Genomic DNA, 22093 nt, shown 5'->3' with positions numbered 1-22093 from the left:
GCGTATATTTAATTTAATTGTTTACCATTTATCTTGAAGAAGGCATGAAAATATTAAAGGCTGCTGACGCATTTGACAAATCGGCAAAAATATACCAGGAAAAATTCATGGATGTTAGTTTATATGCTGAACCCTTCAAGGTCTTTTTTGATAATATAGCAGCAGATGATGCCCGTGTTTTGGATATTGCCTGCGGTCCTGGAAACATCACCAAATACCTATTGGATAAGCAACCAGGTTACCAGGTTTTAGGAATCGATCTGTCATCAAAAATGCTCGGCCTTGCCCAGGCCAATAATCCTAAGGCTCAATTTCAACTTATGGATTGCCGTGAGATTGACACCATCAAAGAGAAATTTAACGGGATTACCTGTGGCTTTTGCCTGCCCTATTTAACACAGCAGGAAACCATTAAACTAATTTCAAATGTTTCTAAGTTGTTAAAACCAGGTGGTGTTTTTTATTTGAGTACCATGGAAGAAGACGAAAATAATAAATCGAGGTATCAAATATCCAGCACCGGCGACAAAGTGTACGTAAATTACCATAGCGAAGATTACTTATCTGCAGCCCTTGAGCAGAACAACTTTGAAACGCTCCTCCTCAAACGCTATGATTCTCCTGGCCAGGGTGATCTGGTCATTACAGATTTGGTATTGGTCTGTAAAATTAAATAGCACATTAACATCGATCTCCTATCCTTTAGCGGAAATACTATGCTTGTTAGATTCACAGCTTATTGAACCGTTATCGTATATTCTCCGGTCAACACCTTCGCTTTAACCAGGGTTGTTTTATTTTTGTATACCCGTATATCCTGAATATAAAGTGGGTGTAACCATACACCCGATTCGATGGCCAGATTTCCGGTGGTATTAAGCATATAAAGACTGATTTTACCATTTACAGCAGTGTATTCAGGAAAACTGTAGGTCTTAACCCGGTGAAGTAATGAATCAGCAGATACCTTAAACGCCGTTTTTTCATCATAAATTTCAGATACCTTGAAGTTAGGAGCGTCATTCACTTCAAATTCGAGTTTGCCTACAATACGTTCCATAACCATCTCAACGGTTTGATTATTATTTACATTAACTGTTTTTCGGGATAAAAAGGTGTCACCAGTTTGGTAGTGCCTCCAATAGGGATCCGGACCATCCTGTATATATTCGATAGTAGCTTGCGTGTAAGGAAGGTATACCGGAATAGTATCGAGTTTATAAAACTGATTAATGCCAAATGCCGACTGAGATCCAACGGCCACAAAATTGTACTGTGCCGGATCAAGATTAAATACCACCTGTCCAAAACCTGACTGTGTAGAAAACTGTGTCAGCCGTTTAACTTCAGAACCTGTCTTGGCATTGTAAGCAATCACACTGAGCTGGCTAATGTAATTTTGTAATGGTTCAGACTGCATCCCCACATTAGGCTGCCCGACGGTGTGATTAAGTCCCGAAAACTGAAAGGTAATCTGGTGTGTGGTGCCTCCTGGCTGACCGCCGTGGCCCTCCAGAATTTTTCGGCAAGAACAAATTATAATAATCTGCGTGAGCGCGAGTAGAATAAATAACTTTTTCATAGGTTTTTTACCTAAAGTTATTGACTACCAGGCAATTTAAAACTTCAATTAATGCAATGTATACCAATCTGTAACCCCATACACATGTTTTATATTAAAAAGAACCTGTTTAACCATAATTGGAAATCCCGTTTACAAAAATGTGTGCAATAAGGACAACTATGTTGACTCGTCCCCGAATTTAAAATTAGTGGCCTGAGAATATGCCTTCAAAGCCGCTAAACCGGTAGCTCAAAATGAAATACGGAACCTATACCGATCTCACTATCTACCCAGATCCTGCCGCCGTGAAGCTGTACAATCTCTGCGCTTAGGTAAAGGCCAATGCCAAAGCCTGAAATCGTAGTCGTGTGGAGCGTCTCTACACGATAGAACCTTTCAAAAAGTTTGGGAATTTCAGATTGTTTTATCCCCATTCCTTCATCTGCTACACTTACCCGCACGTTATTGCCATAAACACCACATTTTACGCTTATTTTCCTACCCCTAGGCGAATATTTCATGGCATTATTAAGCAGATTGGAAAGCACCGAACTGATTTTATAGCGATCGGCTAGAACTGAAACCACACAGGACTGCTGAAAATCAATATTAAAATCCTTTGCCACCAGCTTAAATTCTGCAAGAGATTCGCTAATCAGCATATCAAGATCAAAGCGTTCCTTATCGAGGTAAATCTTGTTCGACTCAAGCCTTGAGATGTTTAAAAAACCATTAATAAGCCCCTCCATTTTTTTGAGCTGACCATTAACCTTATCCAGTAGCGATGCGGTAACCGGATTTTCCATCACCTTTGCCTTGGTACCCAAAAGCTGGAGGTAAAGACTAATGGAAGTTAAGGGGGTTTTCATTTCATGGCTCACCATACTGATAAAATCATTCTTCCTGTTTTCATTCAATTTTTGTTCTGAAATATCCAGAATAGCCCCGGTCATATAAAGCGCATTTCCACCCGCATCGTAATAAGTTTTACCCATAGAACGAATCCATTTTGGAGCCGTAGCACCCAGGGCGATGATGCTATATTCTTCACAGTAATCACTACCATTCTCCAATGCGAGTTTCCTGGCCAATAAGATCCTTTCCCTGTCTTCGGGAATGATAATTTCGCCTACTTTTTCCATCGAAATGTTATTCCGTTCCTCAAAGCCAAAAAGTTCAGCTGTGCGTGAAGAGATGTTTAGGGTCATTTTATTTAAATCTACCGTCCAGGTGCCAATCATAGCCGCCTCGATTGCCAGATTTAGTTTATCCTCTGCTTTTTCCAGTTCTCGAGTCACTTCAACCATAGCGGTTACCTCAAATGCAAAAACAATAATTCCATCAACTTCACCTTTGTCCCCGTATTTTGCCTGATAAACAAAATTGAAATAACGATCGACAACCGGACCGCTATCGGTATAAGCCAGCGGAATCAACTGCGATTCACCGGTATAGGTCACCCCTGTTGCCAGAACGCGATTTAATATATCGTGTATTTCCTGATCTCGGATTTCGGGAACTGCCTCCAATAGCTGCCTTCCAATCAAACTTCTGCCCGGAAAAAACTGCTGATAGCCTGGATTTACAAAATCATACACCAAATCTTGCCCTTCCAGAATACATATCCCAGCGGGTGCCTGCATCAGAAACTGTTTTAACCGGTCACGCTGATTTTCTGCATCACGTTTGCTTTTCTCCAGCGCATTCTTGGCATGAGTCAGCGAAAGAAGCGCCTCTACCTTTTCTGTTGTCTCATTACAGATTACCATTACACCACATACATTTCCATGCTCATCGTTTACACTGCTGTAGCCAAAAGTCCAGTAAACATTTTCAAGTTTACCGTTACGGTAAATCGGAATCAGCTGATCTTCGCTCCATGTTGGTTCACCGGTATTCATAACCTGATGGATCAGCGGAGAAATTACACTCCAGATTTCCTCCCAATAATCAACAGCTTTTGCCCCCAGTGCTCCCGGGTGTTTGCCCTGATCGCCCAGGCTGGGGCGATAGGCATCATTATAAAATTGTATCAGGTTTTCTCCCCACCAAAGGAACATTGGAAACCTGGAATTTAACAAGATACTTACAGAAGTCAACAGGTTTACCTGCCAGGTTTCAGGAGGCCCAAGTTCAGTCCCTGCCCAATCAAAATTTCTGGTCAGTTCCCCCATTTCGCCGCCACCCTTTAAATAGCCCTCGAAGAGATTGGTTTTATTGTTCAGTTCCATAGTACCGCTTTAACAAAAGGTATGGCGGCACTCCTAAAAAGTAAATTTATTTTTAGATTCATTAGACTTGCTTAGATTTAATCAACATTAATTCTGACGATATGTTTGAAATTAGCGATTATTGATCCAGTTTTTTATCTTCTAAAGCGAAAAATCACTCGATTTGCTGATCTGATCAGTAGAAATGCCAGATTCAATCCAACACAATACTGATTTACAGCTCGCCGCAGAATAATTTATAAACAAAAAAGCCTTTAAATCTTATGATCTAAAGGCTTTTTGTTTTGTGTCGGGATGGCAGGACGAAATACCCCTCTATAATATATTGATTTTCAATGCTTTATACTCGTATTTTAAACCGGTGCTAGAATAAGGGATCGCCTTTTTTAGCCCATTTTTTAGCTGATAAAATCACACTTCTAACCTGGTATTTCCCCAAGTCTAAAACTGTTTAAACTGACGTAAAATTAATCAAAATTGTTTTTTTTCACAACAAAATAAATCACAATTTTTCAATACAGGGACTGCCTATTTTCACAGGTACCAAGGTGAGGGGTTTAAGAAATCAGAAACATCATTTTCCATATAATTTCTATAGTGTGAGTTAACCTTTGTCTTGCAAGACCTGGACTAAATCGGCTAATGCGATGTGCAGTCATTTAACGGATTTTTTCTACCTTTAACTGAACGAATCCCGTGTGAATGTCTAAAGAGGTTATCAAGCGTAATCATGTTAATGTAATCGGAAATGGCCAACAAGTCATGTTGTTTGCCCATGGTTTTGGCTGTGACCAGAATGCATGGAAGTTTATCATTGATGCCTTTTTGGAAGATTATAAGATAGTGCTCTTTGATTACACCGGTTCTGGCAGTTCGGACATTACCCAATACGACCCGGGGAAATACAGTACGCTTGAGGGTTATGTGCAGGACCTGTTGGACGTCTGCGAATCACTTTCTCTGAGAGATGTTATTTTTGTGGGCCATTCGGTAAGCAGTATGGTGGGCCTGCTCGCAGCAAACCGCCATCCAGAATATTTCTCCAAACTAATTTTTATAGGTCCCTCTCCCTATTATTTGAACGAGGGGCATTATACCGGGGGATTTGAAAGAAAAGATTTGGACGATTTATTCGATTTTATGGACAGCAATTACCTTGGATGGTCAAGCACCCTTGCGCCTGCAATCATGGGAAATCCTGACCGGCCGGCACTGGGCGAATTCCTGACTGGAAGTTTCTGTGCCACCGACCCCGAAGTTGCGCGTGACTTTGCCAGGGTCACTTTCTTCTCCGACAACCGGGCTGACTTACAAAATTCAAAAGTAAAAAGTTTAACCCTTCAATGTACAGACGACATCATCGCCCCTACTGCAGTAGGAAGATATGTTCATGAAAATACACCTGGAAATGACTTCGTACAGCTCAACGCCAGAGGCCATTGTCCTCACATTAGTGAACCTGAAGAAACAATTGCTGCTATTAAACGTTACCTAGTTAAAAACTAATGAACGAACCCTCAGCTTATGGGCACCAAGAATTCCTTTCCTCGCTCATCGATGTCGCTGAACTCTACAACAATGCACCATGTGGCTATTGCTCTATTTCGACAGACGGGACTATCATCAAGATAAACCATACCCTATTAACCTGGCTGGGCTATAAAGAAGAAGAAATCACCGGGAAGAAATTTTCGATGCTTCTTTCCAAAGGCGGACAGATGCATTTTGAGATGTTTTTTTTGCCACTCGCCGCCATTGAGCATTCGGTCAGGGAGATGAGCTACGAGGTTACCTGCAAAGATGGCGCAACCCTTCCGGTACTACTCAATGCATCGGTCAAACTGGACAGCGATAGAAAAATCACCGCTATCAATACCGTAATTACCGACAATTCGGAAAGAAGGCAGTATGAAAAAGAGCTGATTAAATCCAAAAAAACCGCAGAAAGTGAGCGAAAGCGCCTTCAGTTCATGGCCGACCTGGTTCCCGAAATCATCTGGACAATGACCGACGCAGGAAAAATAGATTACCTAAACGCAAGGTTCTTTGAATATTTCAATTGTGGCACCCAAATTCCTGCCACCACTTTTATACTTTCAAAATTCCATCCCGAAGACCTCAAAAAACTGCTCAGCACATGGCAGGATAGCCTCAACCAGGCCAAAGACCTACAACTGGATATCCGTCTTAAAAATCCTTCAGATGAGTATGAATGGCACCGGTTAAGGGCGGCACGATTCATATCCGAAAGCGGGAAGCTTACTGCATGGTTTGGATCCTGCGCAAATATAAATGAGCACGTTAATGCTTTAAAGAAGAAAGATGAGTTTATTGACATCGCCAGTCACGAGTTGAAAACGCCCATTACCAGTCTTAAGGCTATACTGCAGTTACTCGACCGCGTTAAAGCAGATCCCGGCAATAAGATGATTCCCAGCCTGGTTGAAAAAGCGAATAAGAACCTCAATAAGGTCAACACCCTTGTGGATGACCTCCTCAATGCCAGCCAATTAGCACAAGGCCAGCTGCAACTCAATAAAGTTCAAATCAATCTTTCCCAACTCATCGGGGATTGTGTGCACCACATCCGCATGGAAAACCAGTATCAAATCTTGACTACAGGTTATGAAGGTGCCAGTGTGTTTGCCGACGAAGGACGCATCGAGCAGGTTGTCATAAATTTCATTAGCAATGCGATCAAGTATGCACCTGACAGCAAAAAAATTGAGATTAAGATAAGCAGCCTACCCGCCGGTGTACGAATTGAAGTTACTGATTATGGGCCAGGTATTCCACCTGAAAAAATCCCTTTCCTTTTTGACCGCTATTACCAGGTAGACAATAAAGGGGTAAAGTATACCGGTCTGGGGCTGGGACTGTTCATCTGTTCGGAAATCATAAAAAAACATGAGGGGGAAATTGGCGCGGAAAGCATTCAAGGTAAAGGCAGTACCTTTTGGTTTGAACTGCCCAGGTGATAAACAGGCAAAAACGATTGCGCTTACCAAACATAATATTTTTTAAAGTGTAAATCTCAAAGAATTCTTGATGATAAAAGCCGGCGCACATGTCTGGCTTTTTTTGAACTCAAGGTTTCATATCCCTCCTCACAAAGAGCAATTACAGGTTAGATTATCCGATCCTGGACAAACCTGAATTTGTATGGAGATGACCTTCAGTACTATAAACTAACTCCGTTTTCTTCTATGGTTTCACCTGATCCAGACCGGCCGAGCGTACGATAGGACGCGAGGCCTTCGGGCCGTCCGAAGGACGGCCGCCGCATGATTTAAAGCAAGGTTTAGTTAAAAACGATGACCTCGCTGCATGAAGCATATCTTACCCTCAAATTTTTATTGGCATTACCCTAAAACCTGAAAGGTTCAAAAAGAATCCCCTGTAGCAGAGCATACCTGTACGGAACATCGTCCACAAAAGCGATGCCGCCAAATCTGCCAAACTTGAATTGATGAAGAGGTCTTGCCTGCCCAAAGCCTGTGCCAGGGAGCAGCTTGGCAGCTCATCTTCCCCTGAGGTTTCCAATATATTACCATATTCTTCAATAATTGTCGGAAGTGTGCCGACAGTCCGGAACTTTTTGGATTCGGGCTGTTTAATCTCACCAAGGGTAGAAAGCAGTACCTGCCCCGAATCCCTGCTGTTACCAAAATCCATCCAGTACATCGGATTATCCCTGTGTTGCCCTTTCAATGCTGTTTTAGCAAGCAGATCAGCAATAGCTAACCTAGCTGCTAGCGTATCTACGCAGGATAAGGTGATATTGGCTATCGGTTCGGATTGAGCATTATCCAATTGCCCGCAATAAGTACAATCAAATGCTTCCCACGCAGTGCCGAAAAAACGGTTTACCCGATTGATCAGCGCAACGGCTTTGTTCATTCCAATTTCGTGATGCGAAAAAAGCTGTCTGCCCAAATTTGGTTCTTCGACGCTATCGGGGTCAAATGCCCTGACCATCAGCCCTGCATGGCCGAGCTGCATAAGCGCATGGTTGATCCTTGCCAGTGCCGTTAATAGTACACTTCCTGTACCGCCCACACCGATCAGGTTGACCGAAAGGGGGTTAGTGGGATGCAGAAAATAATGTGGTACAATGTGTATATTTTCTTTATCTATGTTTTTTTCCGTTTTCATTTCAGTACTTCCATTAAAGTTTTTGCTGTCCTGTTCATCTCATCTACCGGGAATTTCCGCCCAGTCGCGGTTTGTTCTTTCCAAAGCCTGACCAGATCCCCCTTGAAAGCACCACCACCGATCAGGTGGCTAAAGGTGCTATCAAAGAAATAGTGTTCCCACATTTTCAAAAATGTAGTCAGGTTGCAATCGGCAGGGATTTCGATCTTCACATTTCCGAAGCACACCGAAGCATTTTCATATACATTGAAAAAAGGGGCATGATACAGCGCAGTTTTTTCCTTTGGTCTTTTGTTATCTGCCAATGCCCATACCGATAGCTGTTTTCTGTCCGCTTTCCATAACATCGGGGGAACATAGGCCATACCATCAGAAATATGAAGCCCCTTTATAAAATGCAATTCTTTTTTTATCATCGGTGTATGCCATACCGCAGTTCCATCCTTACCGGTTCTCAAATGCAGCACGCAAGACGGCAGAAGCCCACGATGGTATAAAAAGCTTTCCCCTTTCACCTGCGCGGAATCGAGTGCTGATGCCATTGACTGGCTTTCTTTTAGCGAAAGCGGATGCGCATTTATGGCCATTCCCTTATGATCAAGATCGTGGCTTTCTACATAATAGCTGTTATCGCTTTCTGCCCTGTAAACCATTAGTGCCTTAAAGGGCACATAAAGGTCACTTATTTTATCCATTAAGTTCTCCATGTTCCAAATCATATAATATATCACTCAATCCATGCAGGATTTCAAAAAGCCTGCGTTCAAAATCCATATCGTGCAAGGTGCATTCCTGCCTGCTCTCAAAATACTGGATGGTAACAGGCTCTTCAATTGCCCCATATTCGTTGAGTTCGGCATTTACCGTATCGAACAGCTGATCCTGCAAACAGTCCACACCGCTCCAGTAAAAACAGAGGTACTGCTCTGCCCTGATATACCCATCATCGTAATCAGTCTCTGTGGGCGGCCGCATCCCCTCCATAACCGACCGATCAGGATAATCCCTTTGCAAGGCCACAAGTTGATTGGCACAATCTAAAAGTTCAGTTTCGGTTTCATTTTTTACCTTGAAACGGCATGCACGCCCTTCCAATTCCATTACCTCTTTTTTTGCCGACATCCTTGCTAAAGTATAATCCCCCTTAGCGTACATCATTTCAAAATGATCGGTCATCAACTGACGTTCCTGCTTATCCTCGCAGTAGTCACCATCGCTCACCCATTCCCCGATCATGGCGTAAATACTTTCGAGATACACATAATCCTCTCTAAAATGCGGTATACCTGTAATCTGATACAGGTAGGCCATAACGGAAAGCAGCAGGTCTGCAAAAGCCTTTTGTTTACGGGATTTCAGCAGGTCGTAAAGTGGGGCAACAGGTAGGTAAAAAAGCGTTCTGCCTGTATCGAAAGTTTTTACCGTGACTAAGCGCCTGCGTTCCTCCTCTTGCATAAATACCAGTTCCAATGCCGCATCCCTGCTTTCGAGTTGTTTTTTCAGCCTGTTAAAATCCTGTATAATATTGAGCGGATAAGGCATATCCCTACTGCGGTGTCTCTTGAAACCATATAAACTGCAAAGGTTTCCCATAGCATGGTAAAATACCCTTTGCGTTTCCCTTTGACCTTGGCCTGCTTCTCTGCTGCCTTTAAAAAGCGGTAGATGCCGACATGCTAAAAAAGGAGTTCCAATAGCGTGACCGGTGCAGTCCCCTGCCTGTCCGCCCTGATTTCTGCGAGGTCTTTTCTTCTGCCAAGGCCTTGCGCAAATTGACCGATACGTTGATGTAAGTGCCATGCGTTAGAATATTCTTTGGTTTTTGCGGTGCGGATTTTCCGCACCTGTCTTTGTTTTTTCATCCCTTTGTCCCTAGTGTGGTCAAAAACTCATAACGGAGTTCATCCCCCTTGATCTCTGGTCCCTCCTGTTTGGCGTTAGTGAGGATGGGATAAGTCCCCGAATAAAAGCCCATCACCTGCTCCACCGTCCAATCGGGACTGGGGTCAGATAAACGGATTTCCTCCCCGCCATGCTTAAAATAAAATGCCCTTGGCAGTATACTATGTTGTAACATAATCCCTCCTTTTTTACAGTAATGTCAATTGATTCCGTTTCCATTCCAGTTCCCTGCGCAGCTTTTCGAGTTCCTCTTTTTTCTCGGGGAATTCGGAATTTGGGGGCAGCACTTCTAAAGCCTCGGCATATTTACAGACCGCATTCAATTCGGTGACCTTTTTGATCACCTCGTCAAATTTGATCTTTGGCTCTGCTGCCTCGTCCGCTTTTCCATTGTTTGCCGCTTTGGTGGTCTTGGATTCCTGCGGCTTCTTCTTTAGCTCTTCTTTTGCCTTTTCCAGTTCCCTGTTATAAGCTTCACGGCTTAAAAAGAGTTCGGCCGTACTGGCGACAGGCGTGGCCACTACCTCGAAAAATGCCCGATCCAGTTCCTCGGCAGTACCCCTTAACAGCATGGGCGGTAAAGGTTTACCTTTACCGTCTGTTTCCAATAACACAGATACCACCATTTTTTCATTGTCATCAAAGGCAATGTTAATTTTCCATCCGCCCGTGCTCGGCAGGCTTTTGATGCTAGTAAAAAAACCACTCATGACTTTGTAAATAGTTTAATGATCTTTATTCCCCTGTTTCCGGCAAATTTCACCCCGTAGCCGTTGCGGTGGATTACGTCCCTGATAATCCGTTCGGCATGTTCAAGGCGTACATCATCCCCTGCCGAGATTTTCAATAACCCTAAACGGCCAAAAAAACGCAGTGTCCTTGCCATTTCGAGCAGCACCTGCCGCTCTGTTTTTTCTGCTATAATTCCCATGATTTTATTTCTTTAAAGGGGGCAGCGTGCTGCCCCCGGTTTCTACTGCTATATTTCCTCTAAACTTACTTCTACCATTTTCAGCCAGTAAATGGCTGCATCGGAGAGGTCATCCGCAGCGATTTCGCTTTCTTTTAAAACATCCTTTAACGCATCGATATCTTCGATTTTCCAGTCATAACCCGAACACATATAGTTTCCGTACACCTCAAATGATGCATCGCTGATGATATCAAAGCCCGTCAGATCTTCGATTTCTGCCCTAGCTTCCTGCATAATGGCATCCAATACCACGTAACAGGGGTCTATATCGGTGATTTTGGCACAGCATTCCTGCGAAAATTTTTCGATCTGCTCAAATGCCCAATCCCCGTCATGCCCTGATTCGAGCGCCGCCTCTACAGCCATTTTTACATCAAGGTATCCATAGGGACAGAAAGCCTCCCTAAATTCCCCGATTTCCCTTTCCAGATTTTCCATCCCTATCCTATCTAAAATTTAAAATGGTAAATCCCCGTTTTCATCCCCTTTATCCGCAACCATCAAAGGCCGGGAATTACTGGCAGGTGCAGCAGCATTTGAAGGAGCAGAAGCAGAAAACATTTTGATGTCCGATACAAACATGGTGATGCTGCCCTTGGCCTCCCCATCGTTTGAAATCCACGCATTCACTCCTATACGGCCGCAAACCTGCAGGATCCCGCCTTTTTTAAGATAAGGTGCAATCCCACTACCGAGCCAGTACGAACAATCCACATACGTGGTCACCTCTACTTTTTCATTGTTTGAAACATAACTATCATTGATGGCCAATCTAAAGCCAACCACTACCTTGTCACCACGAACCGTCCTTGTTACGGCATCAGCGGTCAATCTTCCTGTAATCTCCATGATTAAAGTTTTTTAATTAAAAATTGATTAATTCATCCCTTGATCCCGTCCCCAAAAATTTGTTCTCCTGATGGAAAACGGGATAAAAGAATGCCAGATGTCCGCGGTGACCTTATAAGCCCAGCGCAGCACTATAAGTCCCGCAGGGTGTTCATGGTGCAACCGTGAACATTATGCGTGCGCAGCCGGGCGGAGGTCACGATATTCGCATACTTTTATTTTGTTTTCCTTTAGGCAGCAAATCCTCCATTTAAAAAAAAGCAAGGTTTGCAGCGACGAAAAATCAGTCCCGGAAATACCGGATCCCAATCGGGCTAGCAGTGATGGGCGCGGCAAGAAAGGAACGCCTGCCCAGTTCCATTGCAGCGAGGATCACCGAACATTTTGCCATCCCGATCCCCGGCATCCTGCAAAGATCTGACTGGGTCATGCCTGCCAGCTTTGCGATATTGCCGCCAAGGTGGCCCAGCAGTTCATCCGCCATGTGCTCGGCATCGATCGATGTAGTTCCAAGGCCAACAAGCAGCGAAACCAGTTCATGTTCACTGAGTGTGCCCGCCCCAAACAGCCCGAGCCGCTCGCGCAGTGGCATATCAGGATCCATGCTTTCACGCAGCGCCCTGATTTGCTTTGCCTTTTCGCACATCTCCCTTGGACCCTCGTCCTGGTTATCAGCATGTCTCACGACATGGAGCAGGTAAGCAAAGGCCGAAATCATCGGCTGTATCACCTCCTCAAAAATCACCACCTTGCTCCGCTTAGTGGCTCCATCAGCGCAGTTCTCCATCCTGGCAATACGCAGGTAATGCCTCCCGTTCACTGCTTCCAGATAATCAAAAAAGTAAATGTCCTTTCCTGAACGGAATGACTCGGTTGCGATCATTCTATTTTTCATAACTTTATGCTTTAGTGCAGGGCAAAGTTGGGAATGGAACATACCAATATCCGGTTGCCAGCCGTAACAGGCGGGGTTACCGGATAAAAACCGGATAATGCATGATTGACCAGACACAGGAAAAAAGGAGCCCAGAAAATAATTACCGCAAATGCGAGGTCTGTGGGCTCTCATTTGAAGGCCGTGCAGATAAACGCTTCTGCAGTGATGCCTGCAGGAACGCAAACAAAAGACAGGTACAGCGGATAAGCGGCTGGCAGGAACCCGCTTTTGTCGAAAAGATCCACCGCATCCTCCGCCACAACAGGCAGATATTAAAGGAAAGGATGGGAGATGAAAGCAAGCTCATCATCAGCAAGGCTGACCTGATCGAGGCGGGTTTACATTTTGGATACTGCACCAGCGTGTTCAGCAAAGAAATGAACATCTACCGGTTCTGCTATGATTATGGCTGGCTCGAGGTAGAAAACGGAAAAATCCTGCTCGTCAAAAATGAAAGGCAAATTAACCTCTAAGTATTTTTGAGGCTGCCGTAAAATTGACCTCCCAGAGTTAGAATACTGTAATAATATACCCAACAAAAAAGCCCTCGTTAAAGGGCTGATCTGTGCTTTGGGCTTTGCGGCACCCTTCATTTTCTGATGATCATTGATTGATGGAGCCCCCGTAAAAAAATGGCTTTAGTAAGGGATTAACCTCGCAGGCAAACTACCGGATCAAAATTAAGTTCCGTGGAATTCTCCTCATACAGTTCGTTCTACTGAAATGCCTGGTTTACTTCATCATGATTTTATATATCGCCATATTTGCAACAGCTCCCAGAAAGTTAACCAGTAATGGATATGAAATCTGCTAGCAAGAATTGATTTAACCGATTGATTCCGAAAGGATCAAACACCCGATACCATTTAAATATCGGCTGACCACCATAAATATAATGAATATTGACCCATGTTTTTCTTATTTTTAGCCCATGCCAAAACTTAAAGTCCTTGATGTATTCCAACGTTTTTTTCGCTCAGGGAAAGTTGGCGGCCTACTGTTATTAATATGTGTTTGCATATCCCTTACCATTGCCAACACCGGTTCAGGTGAAGTTTTTACTGCCCTTCTGAAAACAGAAGCCGGATTCGGCCCTGTCGAATATAGCATACTGACCTGGGTGAATGATGGCCTGATGGCCATATTTTTCTTACTTGTTGGTTTGGAAATCAAACGCGAACTCATCAGCGGGGAACTATCATCGCTTAAAAGCGCGTCCCTGCCGGTAATCGCAGCCGTAGGCGGCATGTTGGTGCCCTCGCTGATCTACATCGCCTTTAATGCAGGGGCTGAAACTTCAGGTGGATGGGGCATTCCCATGGCCACGGACATTGCATTCGCACTTGCCATTATTGCCATTTTAGGTAAACGCATTCCAGCCAGCGTAAAAATCTTTCTGGCTGCCCTGGCTATTGTGGACGATTTGGGGGCAATACTGGTAATAGCTGTTTTTTACACCAAACAAATTCATTTTGAGTATCTGGCCATGGCTATGGGCATAGTGATTATACTTGCCCTAATGAATTATTTTAAAGTAAAAAGCCTCATCTTTTATATAATACCAGGCATATTGCTCTGGTACCTGATCCATCACTCTGGTATCCATGCTACTATTGCCGGGGTATTGCTGGCTTTAACCATCCCAGCCAAGGGCAGTGCAGATTCCTCTCCACTGGAAAAACTGGAACATAGCCTGACCCTGCCTGTAAATTACCTGATCATGCCAATTTTTGCTTTAGCCAATACCAATATCACATTCAAAACAGAAATGCTCACAGGTCTGGTTTCGCCTCTTGGACTTGGTATCATACTGGGTCTGTTTGTGGGAAAAACCATTGGAGTGAGCCTTTTCAGCTGGATGGCCGTAAAATTAAAATGGGCAAACTTGCCGACCGGTGCAGGCTGGAAACATATTATTGGCCTTGGAATGATTGCCGGAATCGGATTTACCATGTCCATATTTATCACCACACTATCCTTTGATGATGAGAATCACGTTCTGGAAGCAAAACTTGCCATATTAGCCGCATCAGTCATTGCAGGGATTGCCGGTTATTTTTATCTTAAAAACATCCGGACACCCATCAGCGAAACAACTTAAATAGGTATTTTCTTATTCTAAAAAGGGATGCTTAAAATCGGATAATTGTTCAAAACCTGACAATTACCCGCAATAAAGGAATCTTCTTTAGAGGCGATCGGGATGGCCCAGGACATCGTGCAGGTTAATGACCTAATTGGATCTTCAGGTTCCCGATCGCAAGGAAAATACATCCGTAATTTCTTATACAGGTAAAAATAGAATCGCCGTCTTTATACATCCATATTTCCTTATTTCTAAACCAGGGGTTATTAAAATCAGCTAATGAATTGCTTACCCAATTGTCTGCAATAAAAAACCGGTTTAGTTGTTGCTGCCGGGATGACTTAGGCGAAAATCCAGGTTAATAACCTAATGGCACATTCAAGTTCCCGGCAGCCTGGAAATAGTTGGTACAGTGTAGGCTTTTTAGCCTCAACGCTAGAGCAACAATTTATGTTCCCGGCGATAAATATCAAAAGAACCACATGCCCCTAAGCACTACACACCGATAAAACCGTATGATTTTTAAACGCTCCGGATCATTTTGTGATCATCGTAAATAGAAAACAATTGAATTTATGAAAACGACTACTGAAAAAAAGTTCAGGTTCTTTGTAGGGATAGATGTATCCCGGGATTTTTTTGATGCAACAGTAATGCATGGGAAAGAGGTCATAACACATCACAGGATAGAAAATTCCGTAACCGCAATCAAAAGTTTCCTATCAGAACTTAAGACCATCAAAGCATTTAGGTTATGCTTTTGTGTGTTTGGCATGGAGCATACCGGTATTTATTGCAATCTCTTGCTAACAACCCTTGAGAAAAAAAAGGCCAGTATTGTTCATGAAAACTCCCTGGTGATCCGCAACTCGCTTGGACTGATCAGGGGAAAAAATGATAAGGTTGATTCAGCCCGGATAGCAGGCTATCTTTACAAATGCAGGGATCAATTGAGCCTGTGGCAATCCAAAAGAGATATTATTGGGAAGTTAAGCGTACTGGATTCCTTAAGAAACAAACTTGGCTCCCAGATCAGGGCGCTCAGGCAAACAGAAAAAGAGATCAGCTCCTTTCTGGACAAAAAAACATCACTTTTACGCTCAAAGAATTGTGCCGGGACTATTCTTGCCATGAATAAAGACATTGAGGAAATTGACAATACGATCCGGTGTCTCATCCAAGGTGATGAACGGATCTCCAGGTTGATGCAATGGATTACCTCTGTTCCAAATGTTGGGGAAAAAACAGCGCTGCAGATCATTATTAAAACCAATGAATTCAGGGATATCAGCCACCCAAAGAAATTTGCATGTTTTGCGGGTATTGCCCCTTTTCCCTACGAATCAGGAAAGAGCGTCAAACAAAGATCCAGGGTTTCACGCCTGTCTGACACTAAGATGAAATCCCTGCTTCATTTATGCGCGATGGGATCATTGAGGTCCAATAAAGAACTACAGGCCTATTTCAAAAGAAAAACAGAAACCGACGGCAAAAACGGCATGCTGGTTATCAATGCGCTACGGTTTAAACTCGTCTTGAGGATATTTGCCTGCGTAAAGGGTGAAAGATTTTACAGGGACGATTACAGGGCACAAACCAATGAAGTGGTAAGCCCCGCTTGTTTCCAGTGATCATGCGGGTATGGCAGATAAACAGTCGTTCCTGCCATGGGTATTTCAGGGGAAATTGCTCGTTGGTATTTCTAGGTGACACCGCATTCTGCTTCAAACTGACGCTCGATTACGGAACAAAATGGCCGTATTGGTTTTCTCAGCTATATTTTTTTTAGAACATTGCATAAATAAGTAATTCTCGATTTGAGCTGTTTATGTCGATTTTTTTGAATTCCGCAAGTTGAATTGCCTAAAAGTTCTGGTTTGTGCCATTTTGAGTTCTATGATGGCTTATTTGGTAAATCGTTGAGTCTAGAAAGCCGCTGGCAGTAGTTATTTGTATTTGTTCAGCGGAGAAAGCAACAATATTGTATTTACTCGACAATTCTCTTACCCGCACTTTGAGCTGAAATGGATGTGGCATTATTGGTAGTCAATGATGCAACCAGTGCTACTTAAGAAAAAAGCGCTTCAATCCTGAAAGCGCTAGTTTAGATAAAAAGTGCAGACCAGTAGGTTTGCAGCACAAAAATAGCATTACCATCCGCATTCAAAAAATCATATATCTGAAATCCAGAAATAAAATATCCACCCCACCGTTTTAACTTGGGTATAATCTCCTTGGCAGGGATAGAAGCGGCCTCCTTTTGGAACAGAAGATACAGCGGACTGCCCCACCCTCAAGAGACAGCCTGATTTAAAAATTTCGATACTCGCAGCCTGAAGATTAAATGGTCTCCTTACGGCTGTGCTATAAAGATCAAGAGCTTTGAATTTTCCAGGAATATAATTACTAGTTATCATTTAACATCAGCATTGCCGGAATTACAATATTCTTATACTCTTTTTTCTGACCTGCGATGCCACTTTTACCATCAATCAAATCTATAAGCAGCTGCATTGCGATCTTCCCCTGTTCTTCAGGAAATTGTTCTATGCTTGCGATAGGTCCATGATCGACATGGGCGAGTAATGGCAGGTTTGAAAAGCTTACGAAATCTATGGGTTTAGCATACCTGCTTGTCGACCTTATTTTTCTTATTGCATATAACGCTACATAGTCATTAAATGCAATGACAGCAGATGGCCCGCGGGACATACCCATTAATTTTGTGATGCATTTTTCAGCGCCTTCCTCACTAAGGTCACATTCTGTATAGAGCGATGAATTAAAAGAAAGCCCTAACTCATCAATAGCCTTAAGGAAACCCTTTCTCCTTTCCAGACTTGAGAGCATATTCTCTGGTCCATTGATCATGCCAATCCGGTGATGCCCACGTTTGGCCAGGAACTTTACAACATCAGAAGTGACCGTTTCAATATCACAGCAAACAGAATGAATATTAAACAAAGGCGGAACCCTATCAAAGAAAACAATTGGGGTACCGTATCCCATTGTTTCTGTAAAATGACCAAATCCCGATGTATTCTTTGACAGGGCTACCAACAGACCATCTACCCCAAGTTTTTTCATTCGTTCGATCAGTTGTACCTCCTTTTCCTCGCAATCATGCGATTGTCCAACAAAGACCATATAATCATTCTCGAATGCAACATCCTGAATGGCTGTAACAGCCTTCGAAAAAAAATATTCTCCAAGGTTAGGAACGATAATCCCGATCGTAAAAGAGCGTCCGTTTCTAAATGCAAGAGCCTTTCGGCTTGGCTTATAGTCCATCTCCATAGCGAGTTCCTTCACCCTTATCCTGGTTGTGGCAGAAATTGAAGGATGGTCAATAAGGGACCTGGAGACGGTGGTAGCAGATATACCCAATAGCTCGGCAATTGTCTTTAGTGTTGCGGGTTTTGACCTCATGCCATTTTCGGGCTCCGATCCCGAGGTGATGTACTGTGATGGGTTTTGATAATCATTTTATGGATATCGTTTTTATAACTTTAAGGAATTATGAAAAGAAGCTTTTGTTAGTCATCTTCTAATTGAGCAGAATCACAAGATTTGCGCAAGACTTTCTTTTCGGGGATTTAGTCGACAATATGCGGAGCGATCTCGCTAATTTCAGGTATTACAAGATCTTCAGCTATCATTTAATATTGAAATCGACTATTAAACCACCAATCTGCTCATCAATATCCCCTATGGGATTAACTGGAAATTTGTTATGCTTCCTGGTCCATTCAGCTTCCATGGGGAAATAGTCTATTTGACTGGCTGATCGACCAGAAAGCAATTCTTTCTGCTGCTCAAAAAAAAGTTTCCAGCGTGGAAGGTAAAAGTCTGAGAGTAGTCCACTCCATTCTTTATGCGCATATTCGTGTAAATTTGTACCAGAGTTGTCCGCTCCCCAATAGGTAATCTGTGTCCTGGCATTTTGTTCACATAGATTTTTCTCTTCTGGTGAAATACCATAATCACGGGCCTTTTTCAACCAGGAGCCCAACATGAAATCCTTGTGTGTCGCCAATATTCTATCCTGCATCTTCAACAGCATAATAAACTGTTCGCTGTAATAAGCTAAAGAATCTGCATTCTTGGCAACAATTCCATTCATCACTTTCTTGTAAGCAGTACGTCCGCGATTGGAGATAACCTGTCTTGCCAGATCAGTAATATCGTACCTAAAGGATGGGCAGGATGAAAATTTTGGGTATGCTTTATGAAACAATATTAGGGCCTGCTCAGGTAATCTTGTATCATACTGGACATCTCCCGGGCCCCAGGTAGATACATTGGTAATGTTCAATGCCGGACGGGCACAAAAAATAGATTCAGTAGCTCCTTTTTGGAGATCTGCATAATTACCATAGAGTGATTTCAACAGTAACTTCCAACCTTCAAATACATCAGGGTCATATTTACCATAGCGTGAAAGGATATATTTATTTAACAGAATATCTTGATTACTTTGATTTTCCCAGGCAGCATTGAGCGCCCATTGGTAGGTGATCGGATTGTTGCTAATGCCTTCCGGGATTATACCAATTCCATACATATTTTTTCCCTGAGGACTTGACTGGGCCCGCGTAGGTTCTTCCAATATACGTTCGAGCATAGCGCCCATTCCTGTTTTCCCGCCCCAGTTATTTATTGAACACCATATCCATGGAAATTGATGATAACCGTCGGTTTTCTCCCAATTATTGGTCATTTCACCCATGAGGTCAATGATTAAAGTCTTACTCCTATCCAGTCCGCTAAGTAGTTCCGAACTTGGATTACTTTGCCATCCCTGTAGTACCCAATGGCTTTCAGGGTAATACAACTGCATGTTTTGTTGTATCATTCCAGCCACTTTCGACACATTTATTCCATTAGAAATTCCTCCTTCATGAAAAAGATCACCACTTAGAAAGCGAATATGCCTTCCATAGTACCTCTTCATTTCGAGGTAATATTCCTTTGCCATCTTTCCAAACAAGCTATCCTCAGGTGAAAGAAAATCGGGACGCTGGAAACCACCTGCCCATCTACCTTGTTCTATAATCTTGGCATTCGGAAATTTCTTCCTTAACAAATGGGGCACAATCCCTGTAAAGGCAGGTAGAATCGGATTTATGCCAAGTTCACCTAACCTAGCCAGTATCTTTTGCTGCATAACCGACCATTGCGTGATCATGCGATCACTTACCGGCCCGCCCCAACCTTCAAGGTTCCCCATCAGCCACCAGGCATTGAATGCAGGCCCAGGTATAAAATCAGAAATTTCCTTCTCACTGAATCCGTTAGAAGCTAATACATTTTTCCATATCAACTCGGTACCCATTGGGGTCAACATTAAATTCACGCCGCGCAAAGCCATCCAGTCGAGCTCTCTTTCCCAATCTTTCCAGCTATAAAAACTGTAGGAATAATTATAGGTACAATAATTCAATGCGTAGCGGTACTTGAATCTGGAAACCACCTTAATGTCTCCCTCGACTACTGGAAGTTTTTTTATCCTGGCAAGGTTATCGCCGTTATGGGAAATACTCATATGGCAATAATTTTCGAGGTAATAATTAAGTGCGCAGGAGGCTGCTGATAAAGAATTTGCTTTAATGTAAAGAGAATTGTTTCTGGTAGACAGGTTAAAACTGTCATTCAGCTCACTTTGGCCATCGCTGTTTACCTTTATGAAAACTTTATTTTTTAAAAACGGAAACTGGCGGTTAATAATTCCCTGTATCCCCAGGCCACTCCCTGCTCTTGCTACATTCTTCATCGTAAGGGCAATACAGCAAACCACTAAAATCTTATAATATTTTCGCATGTTAATTTTTAATCGGTTCAGCTCAGCGACGACGTGCTGAGTTATTTTTTCTGGAATTTTGGGTTCACAAATTCCCATTCTCTGATATGAGCATTTAAATGTTCCTTCGTTACAATTGCATCTAACCGGGCTATCAGTTCTGGATGTTCGCTTGAACGATCATACTTTTCGGCACGGTCTTCTTTCAAATTATAGAGCTCCCACCTGGCACTTTTATCGATGATCATATTGCTCTTTACGCCTTTCCAGTCTCCAAGGCGAATGGCGAGCTGGCCACCCTTTTCCGGATATTCGAAATAAAGATAAGGGTGCCGCTGCTGACCAGTTCTTCCTGTCATCTCAGGTAAAATCGAGATACCGTCGTTTGATAGAGCGGGGGTACCAGTCAATTCAGATAAAGTGGCCATGATATCGAATTGGGCTGAAATAAGCCCAGAAACTTTACCTGCCTTGATCCTGCCTGGCCATCTTGCAATAAAAGGCATCCTGATTCCACCCTCATATAAATCCTGTTTACGGCCCCTTAACCCATCCACACTATTAAAGAATTCAGTATCTACCCCGCCGACATCAAAGGTTGCTCCATTATCGCTTGAGAACATCACCAGGGTATTTTCATCTAATCCTAGCGCTTTCAATTGGGCCATTATCTTTCCAATCTGTTTGTCGCAGTAGCTTATCATTGCTGCATAGGTAGCGCGGGGATATTTCGCAGGCGCATATCCGCCCTGACCGTAATAGGGCGCCTCCTCAAATAGCCCCAGGTACTCGCTAACAGCTTCATCGGGTGCTTGAAGGGATACATGCGGACCAGTAAAGGGCAGATATAGAAAAAAGGGCTTTTGTCTATTCCTATTGATAAATGAAAGTGCCTTTTCACTCATTTTTGTCACTGAATATTCGTTACCCTTATATTTTTCAAACGCCTCATCGCCTGAGTTTTGAGGAATTGCCTGATGAACATATAGGTAAGGATTGTTTAGCGGAACAGATTTACCGTTTTCCCACAAATGGGTAGGATAGAAATTGTGCGCCTGTTTCTGATCCAGATAGCCATAAAAATAATCAAATCCCTGATCGTTCGGATTTCCACTGGTATTGTTCATTCCCAATCCCCATTTACCAATCGCTCCGGTAGTATAACCCGCCTTTTTCATCAGCTTGGCAATGGTAAATGTCCCCTCCGGAAGTGGCATCTGCCCGCCTTCTTTATCGTCTTCAAAGCCGCCCAATTCATAATTCCCTCTGATATAGGCATGCCCGGAATGTTTACCAGTCATGAGCATTCCCCGGGCGGGTGCACAAACCGGTGCGCCAGTATAGTGCTGGGTAAACCTCATACCTTCTTTTGCCAAAAGGTCAATATTTGGGGTCCTGATTTTCTTTTGCCCGTAACAACCCAGCTCCCCATACCCCATGTCATCGAGATAAATGTAAATTACATTTGGTTTTCTCTTTTCTGATCTTTTCAATTGTGCATCTCCTGCAAATGGTAAATATAACACACCGATTAAACACAGCTTTGCAACCACATTAAACAATTTCATATGCTCGTTCAAATTAAAATACGCCGGA

At 43.1% G+C, this 22093-nt stretch carries 21 protein-coding genes; 6 read left to right on the top strand and 15 right to left on the bottom strand.

Features of this window, described 5'->3' with window-relative positions; all coding sequences use genetic code 11:
* Positions 1-44 precede the first annotated feature (44 nt).
* Entirely contained in the window at positions 45-677 is a 633-nt protein-coding gene (locus AC04QZ_RS00970; RefSeq protein ID WP_478356205.1) for a class I SAM-dependent DNA methyltransferase, read from the top strand.
* A gap of 59 nt (positions 678-736) precedes the next feature.
* On the opposite strand, the gene AC04QZ_RS00965 is transcribed toward AC04QZ_RS00970, so the two are convergent.
* Together AC04QZ_RS00965 and AC04QZ_RS00960 are read right to left on the bottom strand one after the other, a co-directional pair.
* A complete protein-coding gene (locus AC04QZ_RS00965) occupies positions 737-1582 on the bottom strand; it encodes a FimB/Mfa2 family fimbrial subunit (protein WP_478356204.1) in 846 nt (281 codons plus the stop codon).
* Between the two features lie 218 nt (positions 1583-1800).
* Positions 1801-3795 (bottom strand): ATP-binding protein, encoded by a 1995-nt coding sequence (locus AC04QZ_RS00960; RefSeq protein WP_478356203.1) that lies wholly within the window; start codon positions 3793-3795, stop codon positions 1801-1803.
* Positions 3796-4497: 702 nt separating this feature from the next.
* Between AC04QZ_RS00960 and AC04QZ_RS00955 the strand changes: the two genes are divergently transcribed.
* Positions 4498-5301, top strand: a complete 804-nt coding sequence (locus tag AC04QZ_RS00955; RefSeq protein WP_478356202.1) for an alpha/beta fold hydrolase — start codon at positions 4498-4500, stop codon at positions 5299-5301.
* The gene (locus tag AC04QZ_RS00950) at positions 5301-6773 is read left to right on the top strand and encodes an ATP-binding protein (protein WP_478356201.1); all 1473 of its coding nucleotides are present in this window, start codon (positions 5301-5303) and stop codon (positions 6771-6773) included. Before AC04QZ_RS00955 ends, AC04QZ_RS00950 begins: the two co-directional genes overlap by 1 nt.
* 367 nt (positions 6774-7140) lie before the next feature.
* Here AC04QZ_RS00950 and AC04QZ_RS00945 read toward each other — a convergent pair whose 3' ends face one another.
* The 10 genes from AC04QZ_RS00945 to AC04QZ_RS00900 all read right to left on the bottom strand — a co-directional run bounded on the left by AC04QZ_RS00945 (position 7141) and on the right by AC04QZ_RS00900 (position 12569).
* On the bottom strand, positions 7141-7950 hold the full coding sequence (locus AC04QZ_RS00945) for a PRTRC system ThiF family protein (RefSeq protein ID WP_478356200.1): 810 nt from the start codon (positions 7948-7950) through the stop codon (positions 7141-7143).
* Positions 7947-8657: a PRTRC system protein B gene (locus AC04QZ_RS00940; RefSeq protein WP_478356199.1), complete on the bottom strand. Its 711-nt coding sequence runs from the start codon at positions 8655-8657 to the stop codon at positions 7947-7949. The genes AC04QZ_RS00945 and AC04QZ_RS00940 overlap by 4 nt, the downstream gene beginning before the upstream one ends.
* On the bottom strand, positions 8638-9543 hold the full coding sequence (locus tag AC04QZ_RS00935) for a hypothetical protein (protein WP_478356198.1): 906 nt from the start codon (positions 9541-9543) through the stop codon (positions 8638-8640). Before AC04QZ_RS00935 ends, AC04QZ_RS00940 begins: the two co-directional genes overlap by 20 nt.
* An 83-nt stretch (positions 9544-9626) precedes the next feature.
* Positions 9627-9812, bottom strand: a complete 186-nt coding sequence (locus AC04QZ_RS00930) for a hypothetical protein (protein WP_478356197.1) — start codon at positions 9810-9812, stop codon at positions 9627-9629.
* Positions 9809-10027 (bottom strand): PRTRC system protein C, encoded by a 219-nt coding sequence (locus AC04QZ_RS00925; RefSeq protein ID WP_478356196.1) that lies wholly within the window; start codon positions 10025-10027, stop codon positions 9809-9811. The genes AC04QZ_RS00930 and AC04QZ_RS00925 overlap by 4 nt, the downstream gene beginning before the upstream one ends.
* 13 nt (positions 10028-10040) lie before the next feature.
* Positions 10041-10562: a PRTRC system protein E gene (locus AC04QZ_RS00920; RefSeq protein ID WP_478356195.1), complete on the bottom strand. Its 522-nt coding sequence runs from the start codon at positions 10560-10562 to the stop codon at positions 10041-10043.
* Positions 10559-10783: a hypothetical protein gene (locus AC04QZ_RS00915; protein ID WP_478356194.1), complete on the bottom strand. Its 225-nt coding sequence runs from the start codon at positions 10781-10783 to the stop codon at positions 10559-10561. The genes AC04QZ_RS00920 and AC04QZ_RS00915 overlap by 4 nt, the downstream gene beginning before the upstream one ends.
* Before the next feature lie 48 nt (positions 10784-10831).
* The gene (locus tag AC04QZ_RS00910) at positions 10832-11263 is read right to left on the bottom strand and encodes a hypothetical protein (RefSeq protein ID WP_478356193.1); all 432 of its coding nucleotides are present in this window, start codon (positions 11261-11263) and stop codon (positions 10832-10834) included.
* An 18-nt stretch (positions 11264-11281) separates the two neighbouring features.
* Positions 11282-11674 carry a single-stranded DNA-binding protein gene (locus AC04QZ_RS00905; RefSeq protein ID WP_478356192.1) on the bottom strand — a complete coding sequence of 131 codons (393 nt, stop codon included), beginning with the start codon at positions 11672-11674 and terminating at the stop codon, positions 11282-11284.
* A gap of 283 nt (positions 11675-11957) precedes the next feature.
* Positions 11958-12569, bottom strand: coding sequence for a UPF0758 domain-containing protein (locus AC04QZ_RS00900; protein ID WP_478356191.1), 612 nt, complete (start codon positions 12567-12569; stop codon positions 11958-11960).
* Positions 12570-12670: 101 nt separating this feature from the next.
* Here AC04QZ_RS00900 and AC04QZ_RS00895 point away from each other — a divergent pair, with 101 nt between their 5' ends.
* From AC04QZ_RS00895 to AC04QZ_RS00885, 3 genes are all read left to right on the top strand, one after another.
* A complete protein-coding gene (locus tag AC04QZ_RS00895) occupies positions 12671-13084 on the top strand; it encodes a hypothetical protein (RefSeq protein ID WP_478356190.1) in 414 nt (137 codons plus the stop codon).
* 458 nt (positions 13085-13542) lie between these two features.
* A complete protein-coding gene (nhaA, locus tag AC04QZ_RS00890) occupies positions 13543-14712 on the top strand; it encodes a Na+/H+ antiporter NhaA (protein ID WP_478356189.1) in 1170 nt (389 codons plus the stop codon).
* Between the two features lie 560 nt (positions 14713-15272).
* Positions 15273-16328 (top strand): IS110 family transposase, encoded by a 1056-nt coding sequence (locus AC04QZ_RS00885; protein WP_478356188.1) that lies wholly within the window; start codon positions 15273-15275, stop codon positions 16326-16328.
* Between the two features lie 775 nt (positions 16329-17103).
* On the opposite strand, the gene AC04QZ_RS00880 is transcribed toward AC04QZ_RS00885, so the two are convergent.
* The 3 genes from AC04QZ_RS00880 to AC04QZ_RS00870 form a co-directional block, all read right to left on the bottom strand.
* Positions 17104-18126 carry a LacI family DNA-binding transcriptional regulator gene (locus tag AC04QZ_RS00880; protein WP_478356187.1) on the bottom strand — a complete coding sequence of 341 codons (1023 nt, stop codon included), beginning with the start codon at positions 18124-18126 and terminating at the stop codon, positions 17104-17106.
* Between the two features lie 226 nt (positions 18127-18352).
* Positions 18353-20518 carry an alpha-N-acetylglucosaminidase gene (locus tag AC04QZ_RS00875; protein ID WP_478356186.1) on the bottom strand — a complete coding sequence of 722 codons (2166 nt, stop codon included), beginning with the start codon at positions 20516-20518 and terminating at the stop codon, positions 18353-18355.
* 41 nt (positions 20519-20559) lie between these two features.
* Positions 20560-22065 (bottom strand): arylsulfatase, encoded by a 1506-nt coding sequence (locus AC04QZ_RS00870; protein WP_478356185.1) that lies wholly within the window; start codon positions 22063-22065, stop codon positions 20560-20562.
* Positions 22066-22093 lie beyond the last annotated feature (28 nt).

It is taken from the genome of Pedobacter folensis, from assembly GCF_056490665.1.
This window is presented reverse-complemented; position numbering and strand designations above follow the sequence as displayed.

Excerpts from the sequence above, each read along its gene's own strand:
- AC04QZ_RS00970 (WP_478356205.1), top strand. The coding sequence starts at position 45 with ATGAAAATATTAAAGGCTGCTGACGCATTTGACAAATCGGCAAAAATA.
- AC04QZ_RS00965 (WP_478356204.1), bottom strand. The coding sequence starts at position 1,582 with ATGAAAAAGTTATTTATTCTACTCGCGCTCACGCAGATTATTATAATT.
- AC04QZ_RS00960 (WP_478356203.1), bottom strand. The coding sequence starts at position 3,795 with ATGGAACTGAACAATAAAACCAATCTCTTCGAGGGCTATTTAAAGGGT.
- AC04QZ_RS00955 (WP_478356202.1), top strand. The coding sequence starts at position 4,498 with ATGTCTAAAGAGGTTATCAAGCGTAATCATGTTAATGTAATCGGAAAT.
- AC04QZ_RS00950 (WP_478356201.1), top strand. The coding sequence starts at position 5,301 with ATGAACGAACCCTCAGCTTATGGGCACCAAGAATTCCTTTCCTCGCTC.
- AC04QZ_RS00945 (WP_478356200.1), bottom strand. The coding sequence starts at position 7,950 with ATGAAAACGGAAAAAAACATAGATAAAGAAAATATACACATTGTACCA.
- AC04QZ_RS00940 (WP_478356199.1), bottom strand. The coding sequence starts at position 8,657 with ATGGAGAACTTAATGGATAAAATAAGTGACCTTTATGTGCCCTTTAAG.
- AC04QZ_RS00935 (WP_478356198.1), bottom strand. The coding sequence starts at position 9,543 with ATGGGAAACCTTTGCAGTTTATATGGTTTCAAGAGACACCGCAGTAGG.
- AC04QZ_RS00930 (WP_478356197.1), bottom strand. The coding sequence starts at position 9,812 with ATGAAAAAACAAAGACAGGTGCGGAAAATCCGCACCGCAAAAACCAAA.
- AC04QZ_RS00925 (WP_478356196.1), bottom strand. The coding sequence starts at position 10,027 with ATGTTACAACATAGTATACTGCCAAGGGCATTTTATTTTAAGCATGGC.
- AC04QZ_RS00920 (WP_478356195.1), bottom strand. The coding sequence starts at position 10,562 with ATGAGTGGTTTTTTTACTAGCATCAAAAGCCTGCCGAGCACGGGCGGA.
- AC04QZ_RS00915 (WP_478356194.1), bottom strand. The coding sequence starts at position 10,783 with ATGGGAATTATAGCAGAAAAAACAGAGCGGCAGGTGCTGCTCGAAATG.
- AC04QZ_RS00910 (WP_478356193.1), bottom strand. The coding sequence starts at position 11,263 with ATGGAAAATCTGGAAAGGGAAATCGGGGAATTTAGGGAGGCTTTCTGT.
- AC04QZ_RS00905 (WP_478356192.1), bottom strand. The coding sequence starts at position 11,674 with ATGGAGATTACAGGAAGATTGACCGCTGATGCCGTAACAAGGACGGTT.
- AC04QZ_RS00900 (WP_478356191.1), bottom strand. The coding sequence starts at position 12,569 with ATGAAAAATAGAATGATCGCAACCGAGTCATTCCGTTCAGGAAAGGAC.
- AC04QZ_RS00895 (WP_478356190.1), top strand. The coding sequence starts at position 12,671 with ATGATTGACCAGACACAGGAAAAAAGGAGCCCAGAAAATAATTACCGC.
- nhaA (WP_478356189.1), top strand. The coding sequence starts at position 13,543 with ATGCCAAAACTTAAAGTCCTTGATGTATTCCAACGTTTTTTTCGCTCA.
- AC04QZ_RS00885 (WP_478356188.1), top strand. The coding sequence starts at position 15,273 with ATGAAAACGACTACTGAAAAAAAGTTCAGGTTCTTTGTAGGGATAGAT.
- AC04QZ_RS00880 (WP_478356187.1), bottom strand. The coding sequence starts at position 18,126 with ATGAGGTCAAAACCCGCAACACTAAAGACAATTGCCGAGCTATTGGGT.
- AC04QZ_RS00875 (WP_478356186.1), bottom strand. The coding sequence starts at position 20,518 with ATGCGAAAATATTATAAGATTTTAGTGGTTTGCTGTATTGCCCTTACG.
- AC04QZ_RS00870 (WP_478356185.1), bottom strand. The coding sequence starts at position 22,065 with ATGAAATTGTTTAATGTGGTTGCAAAGCTGTGTTTAATCGGTGTGTTA.